This is a genomic window from Flavobacterium sp. KH_035, assembly GCF_057839565.1.
The window spans coordinates 4143675-4167969 of the sequence record NZ_CM174492.1 but is presented as its reverse complement, the minus strand read 5'-3'; the positions used below and the strand labels follow the sequence as shown (position 1 = coordinate 4167969).

The 24295-nt window shown below is 38.3% G+C and carries 12 protein-coding genes; 8 read left to right on the top strand and 4 right to left on the bottom strand.

The genetic code is table 11. The features are described from left to right. Positions 1 to 142 precede the first annotated feature (142 nt). The 8 genes from amaB to AC3IS6_RS17095 all read left to right on the top strand — a co-directional run bounded on the left by amaB (position 143) and on the right by AC3IS6_RS17095 (position 17382). Positions 143 to 1696 (top strand): L-piperidine-6-carboxylate dehydrogenase, encoded by a 1554-nt coding sequence (amaB, locus tag AC3IS6_RS17130; RefSeq protein WP_489161153.1) that lies wholly within the window; start codon positions 143 to 145, stop codon positions 1694 to 1696. 156 nt (positions 1697 to 1852) lie between these two features. Beyond that, positions 1853 to 4984 carry a SusC/RagA family TonB-linked outer membrane protein gene (locus AC3IS6_RS17125; RefSeq protein WP_489161152.1) on the top strand — a complete coding sequence of 1044 codons (3132 nt, stop codon included), beginning with the start codon at positions 1853 to 1855 and terminating at the stop codon, positions 4982 to 4984. Between the two features lie 24 nt (positions 4985 to 5008). Beyond that, positions 5009 to 6508 (top strand): RagB/SusD family nutrient uptake outer membrane protein, encoded by a 1500-nt coding sequence (locus AC3IS6_RS17120; RefSeq protein ID WP_489161150.1) that lies wholly within the window; start codon positions 5009 to 5011, stop codon positions 6506 to 6508. 340 nt (positions 6509 to 6848) lie between these two features. Continuing rightward, entirely contained in the window at positions 6849 to 8855 is a 2007-nt protein-coding gene (locus tag AC3IS6_RS17115; RefSeq protein ID WP_489161148.1) for an MGH1-like glycoside hydrolase domain-containing protein, read from the top strand. A gap of 244 nt (positions 8856 to 9099) precedes the next feature. Continuing rightward, the gene (locus tag AC3IS6_RS17110) at positions 9100 to 11235 is read left to right on the top strand and encodes a beta-galactosidase (RefSeq protein WP_489161146.1); all 2136 of its coding nucleotides are present in this window, start codon (positions 9100 to 9102) and stop codon (positions 11233 to 11235) included. Between the two features lie 113 nt (positions 11236 to 11348). Then, the gene (locus AC3IS6_RS17105) at positions 11349 to 13646 is read left to right on the top strand and encodes an aminotransferase class III-fold pyridoxal phosphate-dependent enzyme (RefSeq protein WP_489161145.1); all 2298 of its coding nucleotides are present in this window, start codon (positions 11349 to 11351) and stop codon (positions 13644 to 13646) included. A gap of 146 nt (positions 13647 to 13792) precedes the next feature. Beyond that, positions 13793 to 16744: an FAD-binding and (Fe-S)-binding domain-containing protein gene (locus AC3IS6_RS17100; RefSeq protein WP_489161144.1), complete on the top strand. Its 2952-nt coding sequence runs from the start codon at positions 13793 to 13795 to the stop codon at positions 16742 to 16744. Positions 16745 to 17133: 389 nt separating this feature from the next. Further along, positions 17134 to 17382 (top strand): hypothetical protein, encoded by a 249-nt coding sequence (locus tag AC3IS6_RS17095; protein WP_173966228.1) that lies wholly within the window; start codon positions 17134 to 17136, stop codon positions 17380 to 17382. Between the two features lie 539 nt (positions 17383 to 17921). Here the strand turns inward: AC3IS6_RS17095 and AC3IS6_RS17090 are convergent. From AC3IS6_RS17090 to AC3IS6_RS17075, 4 genes are all read right to left on the bottom strand, one after another. Continuing rightward, positions 17922 to 19418: a TolC family protein gene (locus AC3IS6_RS17090; protein WP_489161141.1), complete on the bottom strand. Its 1497-nt coding sequence runs from the start codon at positions 19416 to 19418 to the stop codon at positions 17922 to 17924. 8 nt (positions 19419 to 19426) lie between these two features. Next, positions 19427 to 22540, bottom strand: a complete 3114-nt coding sequence (locus AC3IS6_RS17085) for an efflux RND transporter permease subunit (protein ID WP_489161140.1) — start codon at positions 22538 to 22540, stop codon at positions 19427 to 19429. Positions 22541 to 22568: 28 nt separating this feature from the next. Next, positions 22569 to 23678 (bottom strand): efflux RND transporter periplasmic adaptor subunit, encoded by a 1110-nt coding sequence (locus AC3IS6_RS17080; protein WP_264524094.1) that lies wholly within the window; start codon positions 23676 to 23678, stop codon positions 22569 to 22571. A 226-nt stretch (positions 23679 to 23904) separates the two neighbouring features. Then, positions 23905 to 24201 carry a hypothetical protein gene (locus AC3IS6_RS17075; RefSeq protein WP_489161137.1) on the bottom strand — a complete coding sequence of 99 codons (297 nt, stop codon included), beginning with the start codon at positions 24199 to 24201 and terminating at the stop codon, positions 23905 to 23907. Positions 24202 to 24295: the final 94 nt, after the last annotated feature.

Genomic DNA, 24295 nt, shown 5'->3' with positions numbered 1-24295 from the left:
CTTGAGTTAAGTACAATCATCTTTATTACAATCAAATTTTTATAGATAAACTAATATTTGAGAATAGAACATTCTTTGTACGCATTGTTCTTCTTTGATTTTGGTACTAAAAAGTTGAATAATCAATATTAAAAAAGTCGTAATGGCAGTAACAGAATTACAATTCGGAATAAAAGAAGCTTTAAGCCAATTGGGCATAAAAGATATTAATGAGGGAACTTCAACCGGATTGAACCATTTTTCAAACGGCGAAATCCTTGAAAGTTATTCTCCGGTTGATGGGCAATTGATCGCAAAAGTTAAAACATCAACGGCTGCAGATTACGAAAAAGTAATGGAGTCGGCAACGGCTGCTTTCAAACAGTTCAGATTGATGCCGGCACCGCAACGTGGAGAAATCGTACGCCAGTTTGGTGAAAAATTACGTCAACATAAAGAGGCATTAGGAAAACTGGTTTCTTATGAAATGGGGAAATCGTTGCAGGAAGGTTATGGAGAAGTGCAGGAAATGATTGATATCTGTGATTTTGCAGTAGGGCTTTCACGTCAGTTACACGGATTAACGATGCACTCAGAACGTCCGGGACATCGTATGTACGAGCAATACCATTCTTTGGGAGTGGTAGGAATTATTTCAGCTTTCAACTTTCCGGTGGCTGTTTGGGCATGGAATACAGCATTGGCGTGGATTTGTGGTGATGTTTGCGTTTGGAAACCTTCAGAAAAAACACCTATCTGTGCTATTGCCTGTCAAAACATTATAAGTGAAGTCATCAGAGAAAACAATTTACCGGAAGGTATTTCGGGACTAATCAATGGTGATTATAAAATAGGAGAACTACTGACCAAGGATACTCGTATACCTTTGATTTCGGCTACAGGTTCTACCCGTATGGGAAAAATCGTGGCGCAGGTAGTTGCAGGACGTTTGGGAAGATCATTACTGGAATTAGGCGGAAACAATGCGATCATTGTAACACCTGATGCCGATATTAAGATGACGGTTATTGGTGCTGTTTTTGGTGCCGTTGGAACGGCGGGGCAAAGATGCACGTCAACCCGTCGTTTAATCATTCACGAAAGTATTTACGATAAAGTAAAAGATGCGATAGTGGCTGCCTACAAGCAATTACGCATCGGAAATCCGTTGGATGAGAACAATCATGTTGGTCCTTTAATTGATACTCAGGCGGTCGAAATGTACCAACAAGCTTTAGAGAAAGTGATAGCTGAAGGTGGAAAAATTCTGGTAGAAGGAGTCGTACTTTCAGGCTCCGGATACGAAAGCGGATGTTACGTAAAACCTGCTATAGCCGAGGCCGAGAACTCATTTGAAATTGTACAGCACGAAACTTTTGCCCCAGTCTTGTACTTACTAAAATATTCCGGAACTGTCGAAAATGCAATCGCAATTCAAAACGGTGTAGGACAAGGTTTGTCTTCTGCAATTATGACTAATAATTTAAGAGAAGCCGAATTGTTTTTATCTGTTACAGGTTCTGACTGTGGAATTGCAAATGTCAATATTGGTACATCCGGTGCCGAAATTGGCGGAGCATTTGGCGGAGAAAAAGAAACAGGCGGAGGGAGAGAATCCGGCTCCGATGCCTGGAAAGTGTATATGCGCAGACAAACCAATACCATTAATTACACGACTAGTCTGCCATTGGCACAAGGAATTAAATTTGATTTATAAGCCGAATTAGAACTAAAGCTTATATAAAAATCAAAACAAAGAGAAATACCTGCATTGAATAAGACAGTTTTGTAAAAGACTGTCTTATAAGGTGCCCGCTTACAAATAAAAAACAAACAAAAAACGAAATTTTAATTAACCAAAACCATTACCAAAATGAAAAAACTACTCATTAGGAAATTAAATTTTATTCCTTTACTGTTATGCTTGTGGTTGCCAAACATCAACTTTGCGCAAGTAAATCAGGCGCAAAAAACCATTTCCGGAAAAGTCATTGATGATAAGAATAATACGTTGCCGGGCGTGAGTATTTCTATTAAAGACTCTAAATATAATGCCGCAACCGATATTGACGGAAATTATACTTTAGTGTATTCATCAAGTCTTGTTAATCCGGTAATTGTTTTTTCGTACATGGGATTTATTGAGAAAAGTGAAGCGGTAAACAACCGTTCGGAACTTTCAATTACCATGCAGGAAGAAACCAATAAACTGAATGAAGTAGTGGTTATTGGTTATGGTTCTCAGAAGAAAAGTAACGTTACCGGGGCTATTTCTACTGTTAAAAAAGAAAGCCTGGAAACCAGAGCTACAACAAGTCCGGCTGAAGCACTTCAAGGCTTGGTTGCAGGGGTAAACGTGCAAAAAAGCGGTGGTGTGGCAGGAGCTTCTGTAAGCGTAAAAATCCGTGGGGTAAATACCTTTGGAGCTACAGAACCACTTTATATTATTGATGGATTTCAAGGGTCTATTAATACTATAAATCCAACCAATATTGAATCTATGGAGGTACTGAAAGATGGTGCTGCAGCGGCAATTTACGGATCTGTTGCTGCGAATGGTGTCATTATTGTAACGACTAAAAACGGACAAAAAGAAGGTGTAAAAGTAGATTTTAGCTCTTTTTTAAGCATCACAAATCCATCCAAAACATTAGATTTATTAGATGCTGACGGATATCGCACCGTTCACAAAAGAATGTACGATGAATACAATAAATATGCAACTTCGCCAAAAGCACTTCCGGCTTATATAAACGCTCCATCTGATATCAATACAGATTGGCAGGATGAAGTTTTTCGTTCCGGATTTACACAAAACTACGGTTTAGGAATTCAGGGAAGACAAGGTGATTTTAAATTTGCTTTGTATGGTAACTTCGTAAAACAGAAAGGAATTGTAATTGACAATCAATTTGGTTCGCAAACGGCCAGTGCAAGAGTAAGTTTTAAAAAATCTATTTTTGACATAGACGGAAAAATGGCCTATATCGGAACACAAAATGCATTGCCTAATTTTCAATTGAAAGAGGTATACACCATGTCTCCTTTAGTTCCTGTTTATGATGATAAAGAAGAATATGGTTATGGATTAACGAACAAAAATGGTCTGCCAGCCGGAACAAACCCGGTTGCCGAAGAGCATTTTAAGAAAAGCAACGATGTAGGACAGGATATTACAGCCAATATTGCGGCAACAGCTAATATTGCACCTTGGTTAAAATATAAATTAGCATATTCTTACCGTGTGAAGAACAACCAGCAAACGGCACATTTTCCACCGTACATTGCCAATCCAAAAGAGGTACATCTTTATCCGTTGCAAAGGGAGTTGAGAACAACCTGGAACGAGCAAATATTAGACAACATTATTACAATTGATAAAACTTTTGGTAAACATGTTTTTGGTTTAATGATTGGTAACACTTTTAATAGCCAGGCATCTAACTGGAATGAGGTAAGTGTAGAAGGAAAAACGACAGATTATACAGTTGATAACGGACAATTGGTTTCTATAGACCGTCCATCAGGATTTCTTGATCCGGGATTTGAAACTATTGGTGCCGGAAAAGGAGGAACGTATGCTGCAGACGGATCAAAGTTTCAGTACAATCGTGTTTCTTTCTTTAGCAGGTTAAATTATTCTTACAATGACCGTTATTTGTTACAAATGACCGTTAGAAGAGACGGTTCTTCTAAGTTTGGAGCTGACAGCCGTTGGGGAACTTTCCCATCTATTGCATTAGGATGGAAAATTGAACAGGAAGATTTTTTCCCGAAAGATATTTTTATCTCTACTTTAAAATTACGTGCCAGCTGGGGACAATTGGGTAACGAGGCAGCTTTAGGATATTACTCTGCAAATACATTGATTAATACAGGTAATAGCTTAGGTTCAGGTTATGTACAGGGAATTGGAAGCAACCCTTGGCCTGGAAGCATCGCAAAAGCTTTAGAAAATAGAAACCTGCAATGGGAAACTACAGATTCTAAAAATATTGGTATCGATTATACCCTTTTAAAAGGAAAAATTAGCGGTTCGATGAACTACTACCACAATGTGACCGATAATTTATTAATCACAAAAAGACTGGCTCCATCTGCCGGAGTTGATGACCCGATTCTTAACGTAGGTAAAATTAGTAACAGCGGATTTGAATTTGAAGTAAATTACCGCGATCAGGTTAATGAATTCAAATACAATGCAGGTTTAAATTTTACAACGCTTAAAAACAAAGTGGTAGCACTTGCTAATGAAGGACAGACCATTTATGGAGAAGGATTAAAATTCGGAGACGAACATTTTCCAACTCAGGCACGCGTAGGAAACCCTATTAGTGGATTCTATCTGTACAAAACAGATGGTATTTTTCAAACTACTCAAGAGGTAGCGGCTCATAATAAAAATGGTGTTTTATTACAGCCAAATGCTCAGCCGGGAGATATTCGTTTTAAAGATTTAAACGATGATGGTGTTATTGATGATAAAGATAAAGCTTATGCCGGAACCGGATTACCAAAAGTTGAAGTAAATCTTACTTTAGGAGCAAGTTATAAAGGTTTTGATTTCTCTGCTTTGATTGGAAGCGGTTGGGGGAATAAATTGTACAACGGAAACCGTTATTTTTATGAGTCTATGAACTCCGGAACCAACATGCTGGCTTCGACTTTAAATTCTTGGACACCGGATAACCGCAGTGATATTCCAAGAGCGGTATTGCAGGATCCTAACGGAAACAGCCGTGAGTCAGATCGTTTTCTGGAAAATGGAAATTTTATAAGAATGCGTCAATTGCAATTAGGATATACTGTTCCAAGCAGCATGTTGGGCAAAGCAAAAATGGACAAACTTAGATTTTATGTGAGTGTAGAGAATTTATTTACCATCACCGATTATTCTGGTATCGATCCTGAGTTTTCACGTGCTTCTGTGCTTAATACTGGTATTGATCGTTTTGTGTATCCATTTACAAGATCGTTTGTATCGGGTATTCAGTATATATTTTAATTCTATTTTATAAAAGACACCATCATGAAAAAGATATTTTTATTATTATCCACTATAGGTCTGTTGACCATTACAAGTTGTAGTGATTATCTGGAGCAACAATCTCCAGACGAACTTACCTCAGATAATTTCTGGAGAAATAAGGCTGATGCCGAATCTGCTTTGGCAGCAACTTACGGACAGCTTGAATGCGCCACTAACCGATGGTCTTTCGCCGAGATAAAATGGCCGGTAGAAGCATATCGTGAAGATATAAACGAACTGGGGAGTGATGCTTTAAATTACCAAAATTGGGTAGAACTTTCGACTTTTACTTATACCAATGGAAACAGCCAGTTTACCAGCTATTGGGGAATTAATTACAGAGGAATCAGTAATGCCAATCAGGTTATTGATAAATTACCACAGGTTCCGGCTTCTAAATTAACAGATGGGGATCGCAAACAAATTGAAGCTGAAGCTCGTTTTTTACGTGCCTATTACCATATGAAATTGCTTTTAAATTGGGACAAAATTTATGTTAGAGATAAATATGTAACCAAAGAAAGTGATCTGAATATTCCTCTTTCTACACGTGCAGAAGCCTGGGATTTTATCACAAAAGAATTTAAAGCGGTTGCAGATGTGTTGCCTGCAAAACAATCTACCGATAAAACAGGTCGTGCAACAAGTGGTGCAGCGAATAGTTACCTTGGTTTTGCGTATTTAACCAGAGCGTACGAAGAAACTGCTCAAAAACAAAGTTTCTTAACCGAAGCACTTACTGCACTGAATAAAGTGCAGGGGTATGAGTTAGTTAAAGACTATGTTTCCATGTTTGACGGAACGACAAAAAATAGTAAAGAGTCTATTTTTGAATTGCAATTTTCAGAGACTAGTGCCAATGGAGCTTTCTATCGTAATGCCCTTCACTATTGGATGGCAGCCGGAGAACTAGGTGGATGGGATGAAATTCTTCCAAGTGCGATGCTGATAAATGAATTCAAAAAAGAAGGAAAAATTGCTACTACAGGAAATTATGATACTCGTTTGTACAGTACAATTTTCTTTAAAGACCCTTATTTCAATGATGCGAATAATCCAATGGTATTAGGCGCTACTTATGATGAAAGATTTGAAGGTAAAGACAAACCGGTGTATCGCAGATACATACCAAATACTCAGGAAAAAATGGATCAGGAGTTTACAGCGATCAACATTCCTTTAATGAGATATGCAAATGTATTGTTGATGCAAGCCGAGGTATTGAATGAGTTGGGACGCACGGGAGAAGCTATTCCGTACATCAACAAAGTTCGTGAAAGAGCTGATATGCCAGCGATGACGGGAACTACCACAGCAGCTGTTAAAGCTCAGATCGAACATGAAAGAATTATAGAGTTTCCGTTAGAAAACTATCGTTTTTATGACTTACGTCGTTGGGGAAAAACTAAAGCAGCACTTGATGCAGTGGGGCGTACCGGTTTTGATACAGCAAAAAACAGCTTTTACCCAATTCCTTTAACAGAAACACAAGCAAATTAATGATTTGGCAAAAAAAATCAATTTCTAAAAATTGATTTTCAATAAAGATTTTAATCCTGCAAGGTCTTTTTCAGACCTTGTAGGTTTAATTTTTATATCCAGAAGCGGCAAATATTAAAAGGATTGAAAGATTAAAAGATTAAAGAAAATCTGCTCAATCTGCTCAATCTGCGAGAGTATATTCAACACAAAGATTAAATAGGTACTGTAATAAAACCACAGTTTAAAGGATTAAAAAAGATTAAAAAAAGAATCCCCTAAATCTACGGTAGAACACTTAAGTTAAAGAAAGATTTACTACATTATCTAACTAAAAAACACACCATAAAAACAAAACAACATGAGCAAAAAGGAAATACTTTTTATTCTTGCCTCCTTTTTTATAGTACAATCCGGTTGGACACAAAAGAGCTATCCAAACTTAGAATCGGGCAAAAACAGTCTGAATTATAAAGGAAACCCAATCAATGCCACGGACCGAAAATCACTGGCATTCTCAGACAAAGGAGCATGGTTCGCATTTGGATTTTTAGAGCCCTCAGAAGTTCAGGCGGGATTCTCGGGACCATTTTTAATGACAGAACAAAACGGTGTTTGGTTAAGTCCTTCGTTTGTTTCGTTGCAGCTTCAGGATGAAAACAAAAAAGAAGTTATCCAATGGAAAAGCACTTTGGTGAGTCAAAACAGCTACAACAGCCATCTGGAGCAAGAGTTTAAAAATGATAAACTAATGGTAAAACAGCAGTTGGTTTATTTATCGGGACATTCAGCTTTACAAAAAACAAGCATTACCAATACATCAGGAAAGACGATAACACTTTTTCCTTCGTACAGTTCGACACTTTTTTTAAATGATTTACAATTGTCTAAAGAAGACAAAATGTTAAAAATTGTTTCTACAAAAAGTACCGCGACAGGTTACATTCAGTTTTTGAGTAGTACTCCCGAGATTGAAATCACCAAAGAGGGGTACCATACCCAAACAGAGAAACTGGTCTTAAAACCAAATGAAACTAAAGAAATAGTCGTTTCACAAACCTTTATTTTTCCGCAATATTCCTGGAAAAATGAGAACGAAAACATTGGCAAAACAGTATTTACTACACTGCTGAACAACACACAAAAAGAAAAAGAAAATCAATTAACGCAATTAATTGCCAGAAAGAAAAATATTTACAAAGACGTCGTTTACTCAGATCTGGTAGCCAAACTGGCATTGACTTTACAAAACAATACCCGAATTGCGGCAGAAGGTTTAAAACACGGAGGTCTTTTTCCGAGTTACAACTACGAGTGGTTTCATGGTTTTTGGGCTTGGGATAGCTGGAAACATTCTGTTGCAGTAGCCAATTACAATTCAGAACTGGCAAAAGATCAAATGCGTGCTTTGTTTGATTATCAGGAACCGAATGGGTTTATTCCGGATTGTATTTACAGAAACAATCTTCTCGAAGAAAACAACTACCGAAACACTAAAGCACCGCTTGCCGCCTGGGCAATCTGGAAGATTTATGAAAAAACAAAAGATGCTAATTTTATAAAAGAGTTCTATCCGAAGTTAAAATTATACCACAACTGGTGGTACAAAGACAGAGACCACGATCAGGATGGTTTATGCGAATTTGGTTCTACCGACGGAACTGTGATCGCCGCAAAATGGGAAAGCGGAATGGACAATGCTGTTCGTTTTGATGATAGTAAAATCCTTAAAAATGGAGAAAAAGCATACTCCTTAGATCAGGAAAGTGTTGATCTAAACTCCTTTTTGTATGCCGAAAAAAACTATTTGCAGAAGATGGCTGAAGTTTTAAAACTAACAGAAGAAGCAAAGAAATGGAAAGAAGAAAGCACCGCTTTGAAAGTTAGAATTCAAAATCAGTTTTGGGATGCTGCGACAGGTTGGTTTTACGATACGACAATCGATGGTAAAACACAGATAAAAGCAATGGGTTGTGAAGGATACTTGCCTATTTGGGCAGAAGTCGCTACCACAGAGCAAGTTCAATTAGCGAAAAAGAATATGATGGATACTGCCAGTCTGAACACCTTTGTTCCGTTGCCGACACTGGCAGCCAATCATCCGAAGTTTAAACCGAATAATGGGTATTGGAGAGGACCGGTTTGGCTTGATCAAAGTTATTTTGGTATAAATGGATTAGAAAAATACGGATATACAAAAGAAGCCAATGAACTGGCCCACAAACTGATTTATAATGCAGATGGGGTTTTGGACAAAGGAACTTCTATTAGAGAGAATTATCAGCCAATTACAGGAAAAGGACTAGAAGCCTACAACTTTAGCTGGTCGGCTTCTCATTATTTAATGCTTCTTTTAGAAGATAAATAGTTAAATAAGCTGTTGTTTATAAAATTTTAACACATAGAGATATAATTGATTATGTACGCTCAAAAAAGACGTTTCACTTCGCATTAATGCACAGAGCTATGTGTGAAGAAATGTGTTTTTTATCGTATTCTCTTTTTAAGAATAAAATCTATGTCTCTATGTGTTTAATTAAACTTTTATAAATTACCGACAGCGAGTTAAGAATAACTATCTAAATTTGATTAACACAACAACAGTACAAAGTATGTTCAACCAAAAAATAGCATTCACAAAAATAGTAGCAACAGGCCTGCTGATTGCAAATTGCCATTCGGTACCAGTTTTTGCTCAAACGAAAAAAACTACAACGACAGAAAAGAAAGATCCACAGCGTTTTTTCTCAAAACCTGATTTAATGCAGATAGGAGTTTATTATTATCCGGAACAATGGCCAAGAGAACAATGGGAACGCGATTTAAAAAACATTAAAAAACTGGGATTCGAGTTTACGCATTTTGCTGAATTTGCCTGGACGTATATGGAACCTGAAGAAGGAAAGTACGATTTTAAATGGCTTGATGATGCTCTTGCGATCGCAGAGAAAGAAGGTTTAAAAGTTATTCTTTGTACACCAACACCAACTCCGCCGGCATGGATGGGGGAAAAGTATCCTGAAATTTATCTGGTAGATGCAAGCGGACGCCGCAGAGAACATGGTAACAGGGCCAATCAGTCGGTATCGAATGAAAAGTACAGAGCGTTTGTAGAAAAAATAGTCACTGAGCTTGGAAAAAGATACGGAAAGAATAAAAACATTATGGGCTGGCAAGTGGATAACGAGCCGGGAGCTCCGGATGATTTTAGTCCCTCTGCACAAAAAGGATTTCAGAAATGGCTGAAAAACAAATACGGTACGATTGAGAAATTAAATGCCGAGTGGCTGGGTAGTTTTTGGAGTATTCGTTATAATAATTTCGAACAAATCGCGATTCCAAATGCCGAAATCTATTTTGAAGACAAATTAAGTCCGCATGCTATATTAGATTTCAAAAGATTTACAGCAGATTCTCAAGCGGAATATTTGAATTTACAGGCCGAAACACTTCGAAAATATGTTGATCCAAAACAATGGATTACGACTAATTACACTAATGTAGTATATGGGGCGGATCCGAGAAGAACCGATAAAATGGATTTTGCTACCTATACCATGTATCCGGTAAGCGGAAGAAACCAATTGGGTGGTCAGAACTTTAGAATGGGACATCCGAATAAAATATCAGAAGCCAACGATTATTACAGATCTATAAATGGGGTTACCGGTGTTATGGAAATGCAGCCGGGACAAGTAAACTGGGCAAGTATCAACCCGCAATTGCTTCCGGGAACGGTTCACATGTGGATCTCGCAAGCTTTCGGTGGAGGGTGCTCGTTTACTTGTACGTACCGATACAGACATCCGTTAGGAAGCAGCGAAATGTACCACGACGGAATTGTAGGTACGGATGGTGTAACCCTGACAACAGGTGGAAAAGAGTTTGTACAATCTATCGAAGACATGAAACTGCTTCGAAAAGAATACAATCCAAAAGCAGTACTTCCGACGGATCTTGCCAAAAGAAAAACTGGTTTCTTATGGAGTCATGAAAATCTTTGGGATTTAGAAAACCAAAAACAAACGGAATTCTGGAGCACATGGAGACATAGAAATACTTATACATCTGCTGTAAAATCGACTGCTGCGCCAATGGATTTTATCACCGAAGAAGATGATTTCTCTGCTTATCCTTTTATTGTAGCTCCGGCTTACCAGCTTATCGATCAGAAATTGGTAGATAAATGGACTAAGTATGTAGAAAACGGTGGTAATTTGATCTTGTCCTGCCGTACTGGTCAGAAAGATAAAAACGGACATTTCTTCGAAGCCAAATGGGGTGCACCGATCGTACCGTTAATTGGTGCCGATGTAGATTTCTTCGACATGCTTGTTGCGGATGTAAACGGAACGGTAAATGCCGGTAGTAATACTTATAAATGGAACACCTGGGCTGATGTTTTAGAACCGAAACCGGGAACAGAAGTTTTGGCGACTTATGCCGATCAGTTTTACAAAGGAAAAGCCGCAGCAATTACCAGAAAATTAGGTAAAGGAACAGTTACTTATATAGGTGCAGAAAGCAAAGACGGAGATCTGGAAAGACAAGTGGTAAGATCGGTTTACGAACGTGCCAAAGTAACGATCGAAGATTTGCCAAAAGGCGTATTTGTAGAATGGAGGGATGGTTTTTATGTGGGTGTAAATTATACCAATGAGCCAATCCAATTGCCTATTCCTCGGGGAAGCAAAATATTAGTGGGGCAAAACCCATTACAACCGGCTCAGGCGATTATTTGGAAATAAAAAGTTCGACACGAATTTCACGAATGAGCACGAATTTTTTTAAATAGGATGCGCATAATAATTCGTGAATTCGTGGCAAAAAAAATAAACAAAAACAATTTAATATAGTACCAATGATTTTTTCAGAAGCAACTATTCAGGATTTAGTAAAAGAACATTACGGATTAATCGTTACCGTAAAAGCATTAAATGGATATGACGAACTGAACTTTCTTTTATCGAATGAGAAGAATGAAAAGTACATTCTAAAAGTATCAAATGAAAGTCACCCGTTTCCTTTTTTAGAAGCGCAGATAAATATTATCCAGCATCTTAAAAAGAGTAGTATTTCAGGTTGTTTTCAGCATTTCAGCGTCAATAAACATGGGGAGGAGCTGACTAAAATAGTGAGTAATTCAGATACCTATTATATCAGAATCTTAAATTTTTTAGAGGGCGTATTTTGGGTAGATGAGAAAGTCAAAACAAAGGAATTACAACATGATCTGGGAAGCTTTTTAGGTAAGATGGATCATGCGTTACAGGATTTCTCACATCCGGCCATGCACCGCAATTATACTTGGGATATCAGTCGTGCGAGTGAAGCGGGAGATAATTTAAAATACATATTAAATCACGAAAAAAGGCGTATCGCAGGCTATTTTCTGCTACAGTTTGATACTGAAGTTTTACCTCAGCTACATCGCTTACGTCATGCGTACATACATAACGATGCCAATGATTATAATGTATTGGTGCAGGACAATCGTGTTAGCGGATTAATTGATTTTGGCGATATGGTGTATACCGCTTTAGTTAATAATCTGGCTATCGCCTGTACGTATGCTATGCTGGACGAGGAAGATCCTCTGGCAGTTGCGGCATCGATAGTAGCAGGATATCATAAATCGTATGCCTTAACAGAGCAGGAAGTCGATTTGTTGTATTATCTGATTGCCGGAAGACTTTGTATTAGTGTAACACAATCGGCTTACAATGCCTCATTAGACAGCAACAATGAGCACCATTTTATTACCGAAAAACCAGCATGGGATCTGTTGTTCAAACTCATTCAAATTAACCCAATCAAGGCCCAGGATACTTTTAGAAAAGCCTGTGGTTTTGAAGGATTGATTACTGCTGATGATTATAGTGATTTGCTGGAGGTTCGTAAAAAAAGAATAGGTCGAAATTTAAGTATTGGATATCAGGATAAATTAAAAATAGTAAAAGGAGCTTTACAATATCTATACGATGATAAAGGAAGAACCTTTGTAGATTGTGTCAACAATCCTTCACATGTTGGACATTGTCATCCCGTAGTCGTTCGAAAAATGCAGAAACAAATTGCCACTTTAAATACCAATACCAGATATTTAAATGACGCTATAACAGCTTATGCCGAAAAACTAACAGCAACATTACCTTCTAAACTGAGCGTTTGTTATTTTGTTAATTCGGGTAGTGAGGCAAATGATTTGGCGATTCGAATGAGCCGTCATTTCACCAAACAAAAAGATATTATTGTATTGGATCATGCGTATCACGGAACTTCTACTGTGGCGATGGAAATGAGTCCGTACAAATTTGACAGTAAGGGCGGATTTGGTCAAATGCCATGGATACACAAAGCAATCAATCCCGATTTATATCGTGGACCTTACAAATATGGTGACACTACTGCAGGAGAAAAATATGCAGCCGATGTACAACGAATTATAGAAGAACTGAAAAGAGAAGACAAAGCTCCGGCTGTATTCATTTGTGAAACCTTATTGGGAGTTGGGGGACAGATTCCGTTACCGGAAAATTATCTCAAAACAGTTTATGACCACGTCAGAGCTGCGGGAGGAGTTTGTATTGCCGATGAAGTTCAGGTTGGATTTGGAAGAATAGGAGATCACTTTTGGGGCTTTGAACTTCAAGATGTAGTCCCGGACATAGTAGTTTTAGGAAAACCAATTGGTAACGGACATCCGTTAGCCGCTGTGATTGTAACTGAAGAAATTGCTGATGCTTTCAATAATGGTATGGAGTACTTTAACACTTTTGGTGGTAATCCCGTATCTATGACCACAGGTTTGGCGGTATTGGATGTAATTCAGGAAGAAGAAATGCAGCAACATGCTTTGGAAACAGGGAATCATTTAATGAAAGGTTTAAGGGATTTAATGGACAAATACCCAATTATTAGTGATGTTCGCGGACATGGTCTGTTTATTGGTGCCGAAATGGTAAAAGACAGAACAACGATGGAACCCGCTATTCCTGAAATTGATATTGTAGTAGAAAAAATGAAAGCTGAGGGGTATTTATTAAGTACCGATGGACCTTTACACAATGTTTTGAAAATAAAACCACCCATGACATTCAATAAACAGAATGCTGATGAAATGGTGAAATTCTTAGATATCGCTTTAAGCGAATTGTAGGTACCTAATAACACACAATATTGTCATTTCGAGGAACGAGAAATCTTCGCGTCAATATTCTACAAAGATTGAAATACTTTGTCGAGTTATTTGCGAAGATTTCTCGTTCCTCGAAATGACAAACTCCAATTAATAAAAGAATAAAAATGAATAACCATACTATTCTTTCTAAGGCTAACGTTCCTCTTGAAAGTCTCGAAAAACAATTAGAAGGTAAATTATTCTACGATCATACGATGCGCTTGCTTTATGCGACAGATGCCAGCGCCTATAAAGAAATGCCTCTGGCCGTGGCAATTCCCAAAACAAAGGAAGATATTAAGAAAATCATTGCTTTTGCGAGAGAACACAAAAGCAGTGTAATTCCACGCGCTGCCGGAACATCGCTTGCCGGACAGGTAGTAGGTAACGGAATTATCGTAGACATTTCGCAGGAGTTTACCAAAATTATATCGATTGATCAGGAGGGTAAAACTGCCTGGGTAGAGCCGGGTGTGATTCGTGATGAGCTCAATCTTCATTTGAAACCGTACAAGTTATTCTTCGGACCGGAAACCTCCACGAGCAATCGCTGTATGATTGGTGGAATGGTAGGAAACAATGCCTGCGGTGCAAGATCGGTTATTTACGGATCGACGCGCGAACATCTACTCGAAATTAAAGGTTTTTTGGCCGATGGTAACGAAGTTACGTTTGGCGCTTTGACGAATGCTGAATTTGAAGATAAATGTAACGGAATTAATGTAGTAAGCCCTTTAGAGCAGGCTATTTATGTTCAGGCAAAAGAGATATTATCATCAAAATCAAACAGAATTTTATTTGAGGATAACTTTCCAAAAAAATCCATTCCCAGAAGAAACACAGGTTATGCTCTAGATTTAATGGCAGATACTATGCCATTTGGAAATTCAGAAGAGAAATTTAATTTCTGTAAGTTAATTGCAGGATCAGAGGGAACTTTATTCTTTTCGACAGCGATAAAATTGAATCTGGTTGAGGCATTAAAACCTTATTCGGCTTTAGTTTGTGTGCATTTTGAAAGCATTAATGAATCTCTTAAAGCCAATATTGAAGCTTTAAAATTTAACCCTGATAGTGTAGAGTTAATCGACCATTATATTCTGGAATGTACAAAAGAGAATATTGAACAAAGTAAGAATCGTTTTTTTGTAAAAGGAGATCCTCAGGCCATATTAGCAGTCGAGTTTTTAAGGGATTCTGCCGAAGAAATCGACAGTATAGCCAAAGAAATGGAATCCTTGATGCGTTCTAAAAATCTGGGCTATCATTTCCCTATTGTTTATGGTGATGATACCAATAAAGTCTGGGCTTTGCGAAAAGCAGGATTGGGTTTATTGTCTAACATTCCCGGTGACGCCAAAGCTGTTGCAGTAATAGAAGATACAGCAGTAGATGTAAATGATCTACCTGATTTTATCGAAGACTTTAATGCGATCTTAAAAAAGCGAAATCTAAACTGTGTACATTATGCACATGCGGCAACAGGTGAATTGCACCTGCGTCCGATTATTGATTTAAAAACCAAAGAGGGTACTGTGATTTTCAGGACCATTGCAACTGATATTGCCCATTTGGTAAAAAAATATAAAGGTTCCTTAAGCGGTGAGCACGGTGATGGAAGGCTTAGGGGCGAATTTATTCCGTTGATGTTAGGGGAGGAAATTTATCAGTTGTTCCTTCAGATTAAACAAGTGTGGGATCCGTGGGGTGTTTTTAATCCAGGGAAAATTGTCAACACACCACCTATGGATACCAGTTTGAGGTATACTCCCGGGCAGGACACTCCCATGCCGGAAACCTATTTTGATTTCTCAGAACATAACGGAATTTTACGAGCAGCCGAGATGTGCAACGGATCGGGAGATTGCAGAAAAACCGAAAAAAGCGGTGGTACCATGTGTCCGAGTTATATGGCCACACGAGATGAAAAACATACCACACGTGCCAGAGCAAACATGCTGAGAGAAACCATAAGTACCTCAACAAGAGCAAATAAGTTTGATGACGATAACCTCCTCGAAGTACTCGATTTGTGCTTAAGCTGTAAAGGGTGTAAATCAGAATGTCCGTCAAATGTTGACATGGCAAAACTAAAAGCCGAAACATTACAGCAATATCACGATAAGAACGGAGTGAAATTCCGTTCCAGACTTATTGGGAACACACCCAAAATTAACCAATGGTTTGCTGCGATGCCTTGGGCTTACAACTTATCGGCCAAAGGAGCTTTTGGAAATGTGATTAAAAAAGCAACAGGTTTTGCTATAGAGCGAAAACTTCCTCTTATGCATAAAATTACTTTCGCCAAATGGATGAAAGAGTACAACCAGAACGGAGATTTTGTAAAGGGTAAAGTCTATTTGTACAATGATGAATTTCTGAACTTTTATGATGTTGAAATAGGACAGACTGCTGTTCAGTTATTGAATCGCTTAGGATATGAGGTTGAGATTCCAAAAATAGGAATCAGTGGGAGAACTTATCTGTCGAAAGGGATGTTAAAAGAAGCGCGTGAAATTGCTGAACAGAACATCAGGGATTTTGAGTCGGCGATTCCCGAAAATGGTATTCTAATAGGAATAGAACCATCGGCCATATTAACTTTTCGCGATGAATACCCTGATTTGTGCCGTGGTGAATTAAAAACTAAAGCAAAAACATTGGCAGTAAGAACTTTTCTGATTGAGGAATTTTTAGCCAAAGAATTGGAGGAAGGAAGAATTTCGGCAGACAGTTTTACAACGAAGTCAGAACGTGTACGCATGCACGGACATTGTTTTCAAAAAGCTTTATCGTCATTGGTACCTCTTAAAAAAATATTGGCTTTGCCCGAAAATTATACCGTTTTGAATATTCCGAGTGGTTGCTGTGGTATGGCTGGGTCTTTTGGTTATGAAAAAGAGCATTATGAGTTGTCGATGAAAATAGGAGAGCTGGTTTTGTTTCCAACAATCCGTTCTGAAGAAGAAGCTACTTTGATCTCTGCTTCGGGAACCAGTTGCAGGCACCAAATTGCTGATGGTACTGGCCGAAAGGCACAGCATCCGGTAGAGATATTGTTTAAAGCGTTAAAATAGACTGAAGCTGACGAGTTTTTAGTTTCTAAGAAGAGTGGGATATTTTTTCTATTGGAGGCAAATATTTCTAACATATAGATATAATTTGAAATGCATAAAGACGTTTCACTACAAATAAAAAGGCATAGTGTTATGTGAAAGAAATGCTTTTTTAAATATTCTTTGTGGGATAAAAATACTATGTTTTGGGGTGTTGAATGCTATTTTAAATAGGCCTGATTGAACGAGGTCTCAATTTCTAATAGTAGATTTGGACTAGTTTGTTGTAGCAATTGTTTATAGTTTGTTAATAAATAATGATAGATGAATATTTTTTTAACAACTAGTCAAAAGAATAATAATTAAATTTGATAGTAGGCTAAGGGTTTATCAATTTAAAAACATCTACTATGGAAAAAGCTATAAAACTAAAAGTTCGCAAGGAATTAGATGGTCGCCAACAGTTGAATATCATTAAACTTAAAGGAAGTTTGATTTCTAAAGGATATACAGAAATCATACATATTCTGGATCAGGATGATGAATTTCATATCAACTCATTTGAAACTCCATCTGAAAGTACTAATGAAGTTCAGGAGTTTATTACAGCTTTTATACATAGAGAAAATCTAACCGATACCATATCGTTTTTCAAATAAGGTTTTTCACCCGTTATAAAATAAAACAAGAGCCCCGTTTCAGTATAGAAACGGGGCTCTTTGTTTTAGAAAAGCTTGTCTAAGTTCTAAACTCGTTCGAATTCACAAGGCAAAATGTGAATTAGCAAGGATTTTGTATTCTTGCGCAAGAATATCTTGTGTTATTATATCGATCATATTCAATGTTGCCTCATTAAATAGGACTATTTTTTATACTAAAACTGATGATTTGCTCTGAAAGAGCTTTAGCAAAAGCATCGTGCGCAGCACTATGAACGATGATGGCAATTATGGGTTACGCCCTGAAAGGGCAAAAGCCTGATCACAAAGAAAAGCATTCAGTATGTTTTGCGTAAGATTCTTTAAGAGTGGGAACGTTTTTTAATAGGGATTTGTTGGGGTGAAAATTGCTATTACCCTTTCAGGGCAATTCTATACCTTAATCTAGTTCATAGTGCTTTGCACTATACTACTGCTTTTCGGGCTTTCAGCCCTTTTCTCCCCAACATTTGTTCTTGATCTCTTGAAACTCAAAAAAGTTACATTCCACCTCCTAAAGCTTTATAAAGTAAAATCTGTGCGTTTGCATTTTTCAACTGAATGTCAACAAAATCGAGTTCGGCTTGTAGTTTATTTTTTTGGGCACTGATGATTTCGAGATAATTGGCATATCCGCTAAGGTATAAATCATTTGAAACATCCACCGCAATTTCAAGATGCTCGATTTCTTTGGATTTGTACTTCAACACAACTTCAAATGCTTCGGTTCGGTGCAGTAAAGCACTTAACTCATTATAGGCCGTTGTAATAGTATTTTGATACTGTAGAAAAGAGATTTCCTGTCTTCGATTAGCAGTAAAAAACTCCTGTTTGATTTGCCCTTTATTGAACACGGGAGCCGTAATTCCGCCAAGCAATTGCCAGGCAAATGAACCACTATCAAAAAAAGTAGAAAACGAAAAAGAGTTCATACCTACATATCCGCCTAAATTTAAAGTAGGAAAAAAGGCGGCACGTGCAGATTTTGCATCAGCATTTGTAGCCAGCAATTCAAAATATGCTTCAGAGACATCAGGTCTTTTGTGTATGATAGAGTCTACACTAATTTTTTGATTTAAAACTTTAAGATGACCGGATAAAAACTCAGTGCTTCTTTCGACTTTTCCTCCATATTCTCCAAGCAGCGTAAGCAGTGCCTTCTCGGCCTGATTAATTTTTAGATTTAGCTGTTCTGCTTCTGCAAGTATATTATTGTTTTGTGCATGAAACTGCTGTACCGCAAGTTCTGTTGCTTTTCCAACAGATCGCTGCGCCGAAATAATATCCAATGCATGCTGCTGGGTATCTAGGTTTCTCTTATAAATGACAGCCTGTTTGTCTAAGGCTACGAGTTCGTAATAAAGTTCAGCAATATCACTTAATAGTTTTGTTTTCAGTAATCGCATCCCTTGTTGTGAAGCAAAGTATCTTTGGCGTGCCGCTTTTTTCCGGTTGCTTAGTTTACCCCATATATCGGCTTCCCATGACACTTTTCCGCCTAAAAATAAGTTAGGAGTAGCGCCGGTTGCAATTCGCTGTCTTTCGGATATGTTTTGAGACAAATTGGTATCAAAGTTTCCAACACCTTCCATAGTGTACTTTCCGTAACGTGTTCCGGAAGCATCTGCCTGAAGATCAAAAGAAGGCAGTAAAGCAAGTTTGGCTACTTTCAAATGAGAGTTGGCGATTAAAATGCGCTGCTCCATGACTAAATAATCCGGATTCTGAGCAACAGCTTTATCTAATAATTTTTCTAGTTTATCATCTTTGAAATAAGTTGCTGTTTGCAGCGGAACAAAAGTTGTTCCGCTGTCAGCAGCTTTTTTTGAGGTAACATCAAAATTCTTCGGCAAGGGTTTGGCGGCCAGATTGTCGTTCACTTTTGGAGCAGAACAGGCAGTTAGCAGCAGCGTTCCGGTTGTCAGTATGAACGAGAACATCCTAAACTTATAGTTGAGATGAAGCGCTATTTTATATTGATTTAGTGATTTTTTCATTATTATATTTATTTTTTCAATGCTTTTTCAAATTTGGCAAACAGGATATAAAGTCCCGGAATGATTACAAGTCCGAACACCGTTCCTATAAGCATTCCTCCGGCGGCGGCAGTACCTATCGAACGGTTACCAATAGCACCGGCACCCGAGGCAATACATAAAGGAATTAACCCTGAAATAAAGGCAAACGAAGTCATTAAAATAGGTCTGAAACGTAATCGGGCTCCTTCAATCGCAGCCTCGGTAATATCACGTCCAATTTTGTTCTGTGCCATCGCAAACTCTACGATCAGAATGGCATTTTTGGCGAGTAATCCAATAAGCATGACGAGTGCTACCTGAGCATAAATGTTATTGTCCAGTCCAACCATTAACAAGGCGAGATACGAACCAAAAACACCTACCGGTAAACTTAAAAGCACCGGAAAAGGGAGCAATAAACTTTCATATTGAGCAGCAAGAAGCAAATAGACAAACAGTATGCACAATGCAAAAATGTAAATAGTTTGATTTCCGGAGAGAATTTCTTCGCGTGTCATACCCGACCATTCCAATTCAAATCTGCTTGGCAGTTTTTCGGCTGCAATTTTCTCTACGGCTGCGATTGCTTCTCCTGAGCTATATCCTTCAGCAGGCTCTCCGTTGATCATAGCCGACATGTACATGTTGTAACGCGTTAAAACTTCAGGACCATAAACACGCTCCAGTTTGATAAAGGTGGAGAACGGAACCATTTCTCCGGCATCATTTTTAAGGTACATATCCAAAATACTTTCGGGATTTTTTCTGAACTGTGGACTAGCTTGAACCATTACTTTATACATTTGGGAGAAACGTATAAAATTGGTCGCATAAAAAGAACCCAGCATCGTTTGCAGCGTAGACATGGCATTGTCTACCGAGATTCCTTTTTTGGCAGCCAGATCATAATCAATATGGATTAAATACTGGGGGAAAGTAGCATCAAAACTACTAAAAGAGTTTTGTACTTCGGGTGCCGCATTAAGTTCTTTAATGAAGTTTTTGGTCACGGCATCCGTGTTAGTGATCGTTCCACCGGATTTATCGAGTAATCGAAGTTCAAATCCGCTAGTGTTTCCAAAACCGGGAACGGTTGGCGGTGCAAAAATCTCAATTTGTGCATCAGAAATGTTTTTTGTTTTTTCTCCCAGTTTGATGATGAATTCATTTACCGAGATATCACGATCGCTCCAGTCTTTCAAATTGATCATTCCCATACCATAAGACGCTCCTGCAATTTCAGTCACAATACTGTATCCGGCAAGCGTTGTCACATTGTCGACACCTTTAATTTCTTTGGCCAGACGGGTAACTTCATCTAATACTTTTTCGGTACGTTCTACTGTGGCTCCTTGAGGAGTAGTCACACTCACATAAACCATTCCTTGATCTTCTGAAGGAATAAATCCGGCAGGAACAAATTTGCTTGTTCCCCAGGTGAGTAAACAGAATAAAACCAATAAACCGGCTGTAACAGTTGTACGATCTGCAAATTTTGACAGTATTCGGATGTAACCGGCGGTAACATTATCAAACCATGTATTAAAACTGTTGAAGAAACGATTGATCAAAGAATTCTTTTTCTCCTCTGGATTATGTGGTTTTAGCAAAATAGCACAAAGAGCAGGGGTTAGGGTAAGTGCATTGATTCCTGAAATTACAATACTAATAGCCATGGTTAACGAGAACTGTCTGTAGAAAACTCCAACAGGACCACTTAGGAATGCAACGGGAATAAACACTGCACTCATGACTATGGTAATGGCGATAACAGCACCAGTAATTTCTTTCATGGCGCTTATAGTAGCCGGAAGCGGTGCCATATGCTCTTCGGAGATTTTAACGTGAACGGCTTCGACGACCACAATAGCATTGTCGACCACAATTCCTATCGATAATACAAGGGCAAACAACGTAAGAAGATTGATCGAAAAGCCCATCATCGACATGAAGGCAAACGAACCAATAAGGGCTACAGGTACCGCCAAAACAGGTATTAAGGTAGAACGCCAGTCCTGAAGGAAGATAAACACAACAAAGGCAACCAGAATAAAAGCCTCGATAAGTGTTTTTAGAACTTCATCGATCGAAGCATCAAGAAAACGTGATACATCGTAGGCAATATTGTAATCCATACCGGGAGGGAAAGATGTTTTTTGAAGTTCGGCCATTTTTTCTTTTACGCTGGCAATTACCTCAGAAGCATTAGAACCCGGTCGTTGTTTTAACATGATTGACGCGGAAGGTTTACCGTCGGTTTTAGAAACCATTCCGTAGCTCATTGATCCAAATTCGATTTTAGAGATGTCCTTTAATCTTAGGATAGTCCCGTCTGAATTTGCCCGAAGCGGAATTTCTTCGTACTGTTTGGGTTCGAAGAATTTCCCTCCGTATTTGATAACATACTGAAGCTGATTGTCGAGTTGTCCTGAACCTTCACCCACTTTACCCGGAGCAGCCGATATATTTTGTTTTTGAAGGGAAGTAATCACTTCATTTGCCGAAATAGCATACGAAAGCATTTTTTGAGGATCAAGCCAAACTCTCATGGAATACTCTTTCTGTCCCATGATTTCAGCACGTCCAACACCATCAATCCTTTTCAGTTCCTGAAGAATATTGATATCGGTGAAGTTGAAAATAAACTGTTCGTCCTGCGTTTTATCTGTACTGGTAATGTTCAGATACATCAGCATACTGTTTACTTCTTTTTCGGTGGTTACTCCGGCACGAATTACCTCTTCGGGCAATTCATCCAATATAGTTGTAACACGGTTTTGGACGTTTACAGCCGCAAGATCCGGATCGGTTCCTACTTCAAAAAAGACCTGTATCAGCGTCAGACCGTCATTGGAAGTAACAGTCGACATGTACGTCATTCCGGGAACACCGTTGATGGCACGTTCTAAAGGCAGTGCGACGGCATTGGCTGAAACTTCGGCATTGGCCCCCGTATATTTAGCAGTTACCGTTACAGATGGCGGAACAATGTCAGGAAATTGTGTGATAGGCAGCTGAAACAAGGCCAGTATACCCAGGAGTACTATCATAACCGATATGATTAACGACAGTATTTTTCTTTTGATAAATAACTCTATCATTTTATGTTTTTTTGATACTAATTAGAAACTATAAGCTTACGTTTTGCATGTCTTTGATGTTAATCTTGTCACCGTCCCGCAACGACTGAGTGCCTTCTTCTACAATCAGGTCATTGCTTTTCAGTCCTTTGTTCAGGATAAATACATCGTCGAGCGTACTGCCAATCGTAATGTTGGTCATTTTTACAATCCCTTCTTTATTCACAAGAAATACAAACTGTTTGTCCTGTATAGAGAAAACAGCTTTTTGCGGAATTAGTATCACATTTTTTTTAGGTTCCGAAATGATTAGTTTTCCGGATGTTCCGTGTTTGATGAAACCTTGAGGATTGTGAAATTTAGCTTTGTATTGAATAGAACCCGTTTGTCGGTCAATTTCACCATCGGCAGTTCTTAATTCGCCTTTTTGGTTGTAAACGGCTCCGTTGGGTAAAACGAGTTTGATATCACCGCCGGCTTTGTTTAAACTTTTGTCGGCCATCATTTGAAAATAAATGTTTTCCGGAATAGAGAAATAAGCGTAAACATCATCCAATTGCGAAACCGTTGTCAGCAGTGAACCATTTTCTACAAGGCTTCCTTCTTTGAATGGAATACGGTCGATTGTTCCGTCAAAAGGAGCTCTGATGGTGGTGAAACTAATTTGCTGGTTGATTGCTTTTCGTTCTGCAACCGCGTGCGCAACTTTAGCGGAAGCGGCTTCATGTTTGGCTTTAGAAAGTTCCAGCTCCTTGTCGGCGATTACTTTTTTATTGAAAAGTGTTTGTGCCTGCTCCAGTTCAACTGTTGCAATTCTGAGATCTGCCAATGTGCTTTTGTACACGGCCTGGGCTTTTAGCAATTGTATTTGCAATTCGACATCACTGATTTTAAACAACAATTGACCTTTTTGCACCTTTTGTCCTTCGCTCACAAAAACCTTATCCAGTAATCCGGGGATGCGAACATGTATTTCTACATTATTTTTGGCGTGCACGTCAGCGACAAACCGGTTGGAGACAATGGTGTCCTGCAGCGTAACCTTGTAAACAGGCAGCGTTTTAATTTTCGAAACATCTTTTTTGGTTTTATCCCCACAAGAGGTCAGGAATAAAACAGATAAAACAATTAACAAGAATTGATTTTTTGTAGTGTTCATAATGAATTTTTAAAATAGGTATATAAATGGAGGTTCTCCCTGATATTGATTGACAGGGAGTTGTGAATTACTTAAATGTTAAACATGGAAAATGCAACGATCACCACTTTTAGAAGACGATATCGTTTGGAAGAAATATTTTTATAGTACAACAGCTCCTTTGTGTGAAAACAAAAGAGTGCAGGGCAGAAAATTTCTGCCTATAAAAAAGAATGAAAATGTTGATCTAGAAAAGTTGGTAAAGATGCAGATGAGTATGTCGCTGAATCTGATATATAGTCGCAATACCATAGATTAAGCCATTCTCAAAAATCTTAAAATGTACTAGTTTAGTAAAGTACGGTGTTTTTAGAGTGCTGCTGTCAGAACTTGTCGCACGATGTTTAATCTTCTTTTTGACTATAAAATGAATGTCAAGATCTTTCGGGGTTACCAGAGAGGAAGAAGAATACTGAGGTACTTCAGAAGCTAAAAAGTTTTCCTGCTCCTGGCAAATAGTAAGTTGTACTGGGGTTTTGCCCATTTCTGCTCCACCCACAAGAGGAAGCAAGAATAGCAAAAATATACCTATGAACTTAAATGATTTCATGTATGCCGTAAAGAATTGTAGCTTGTTA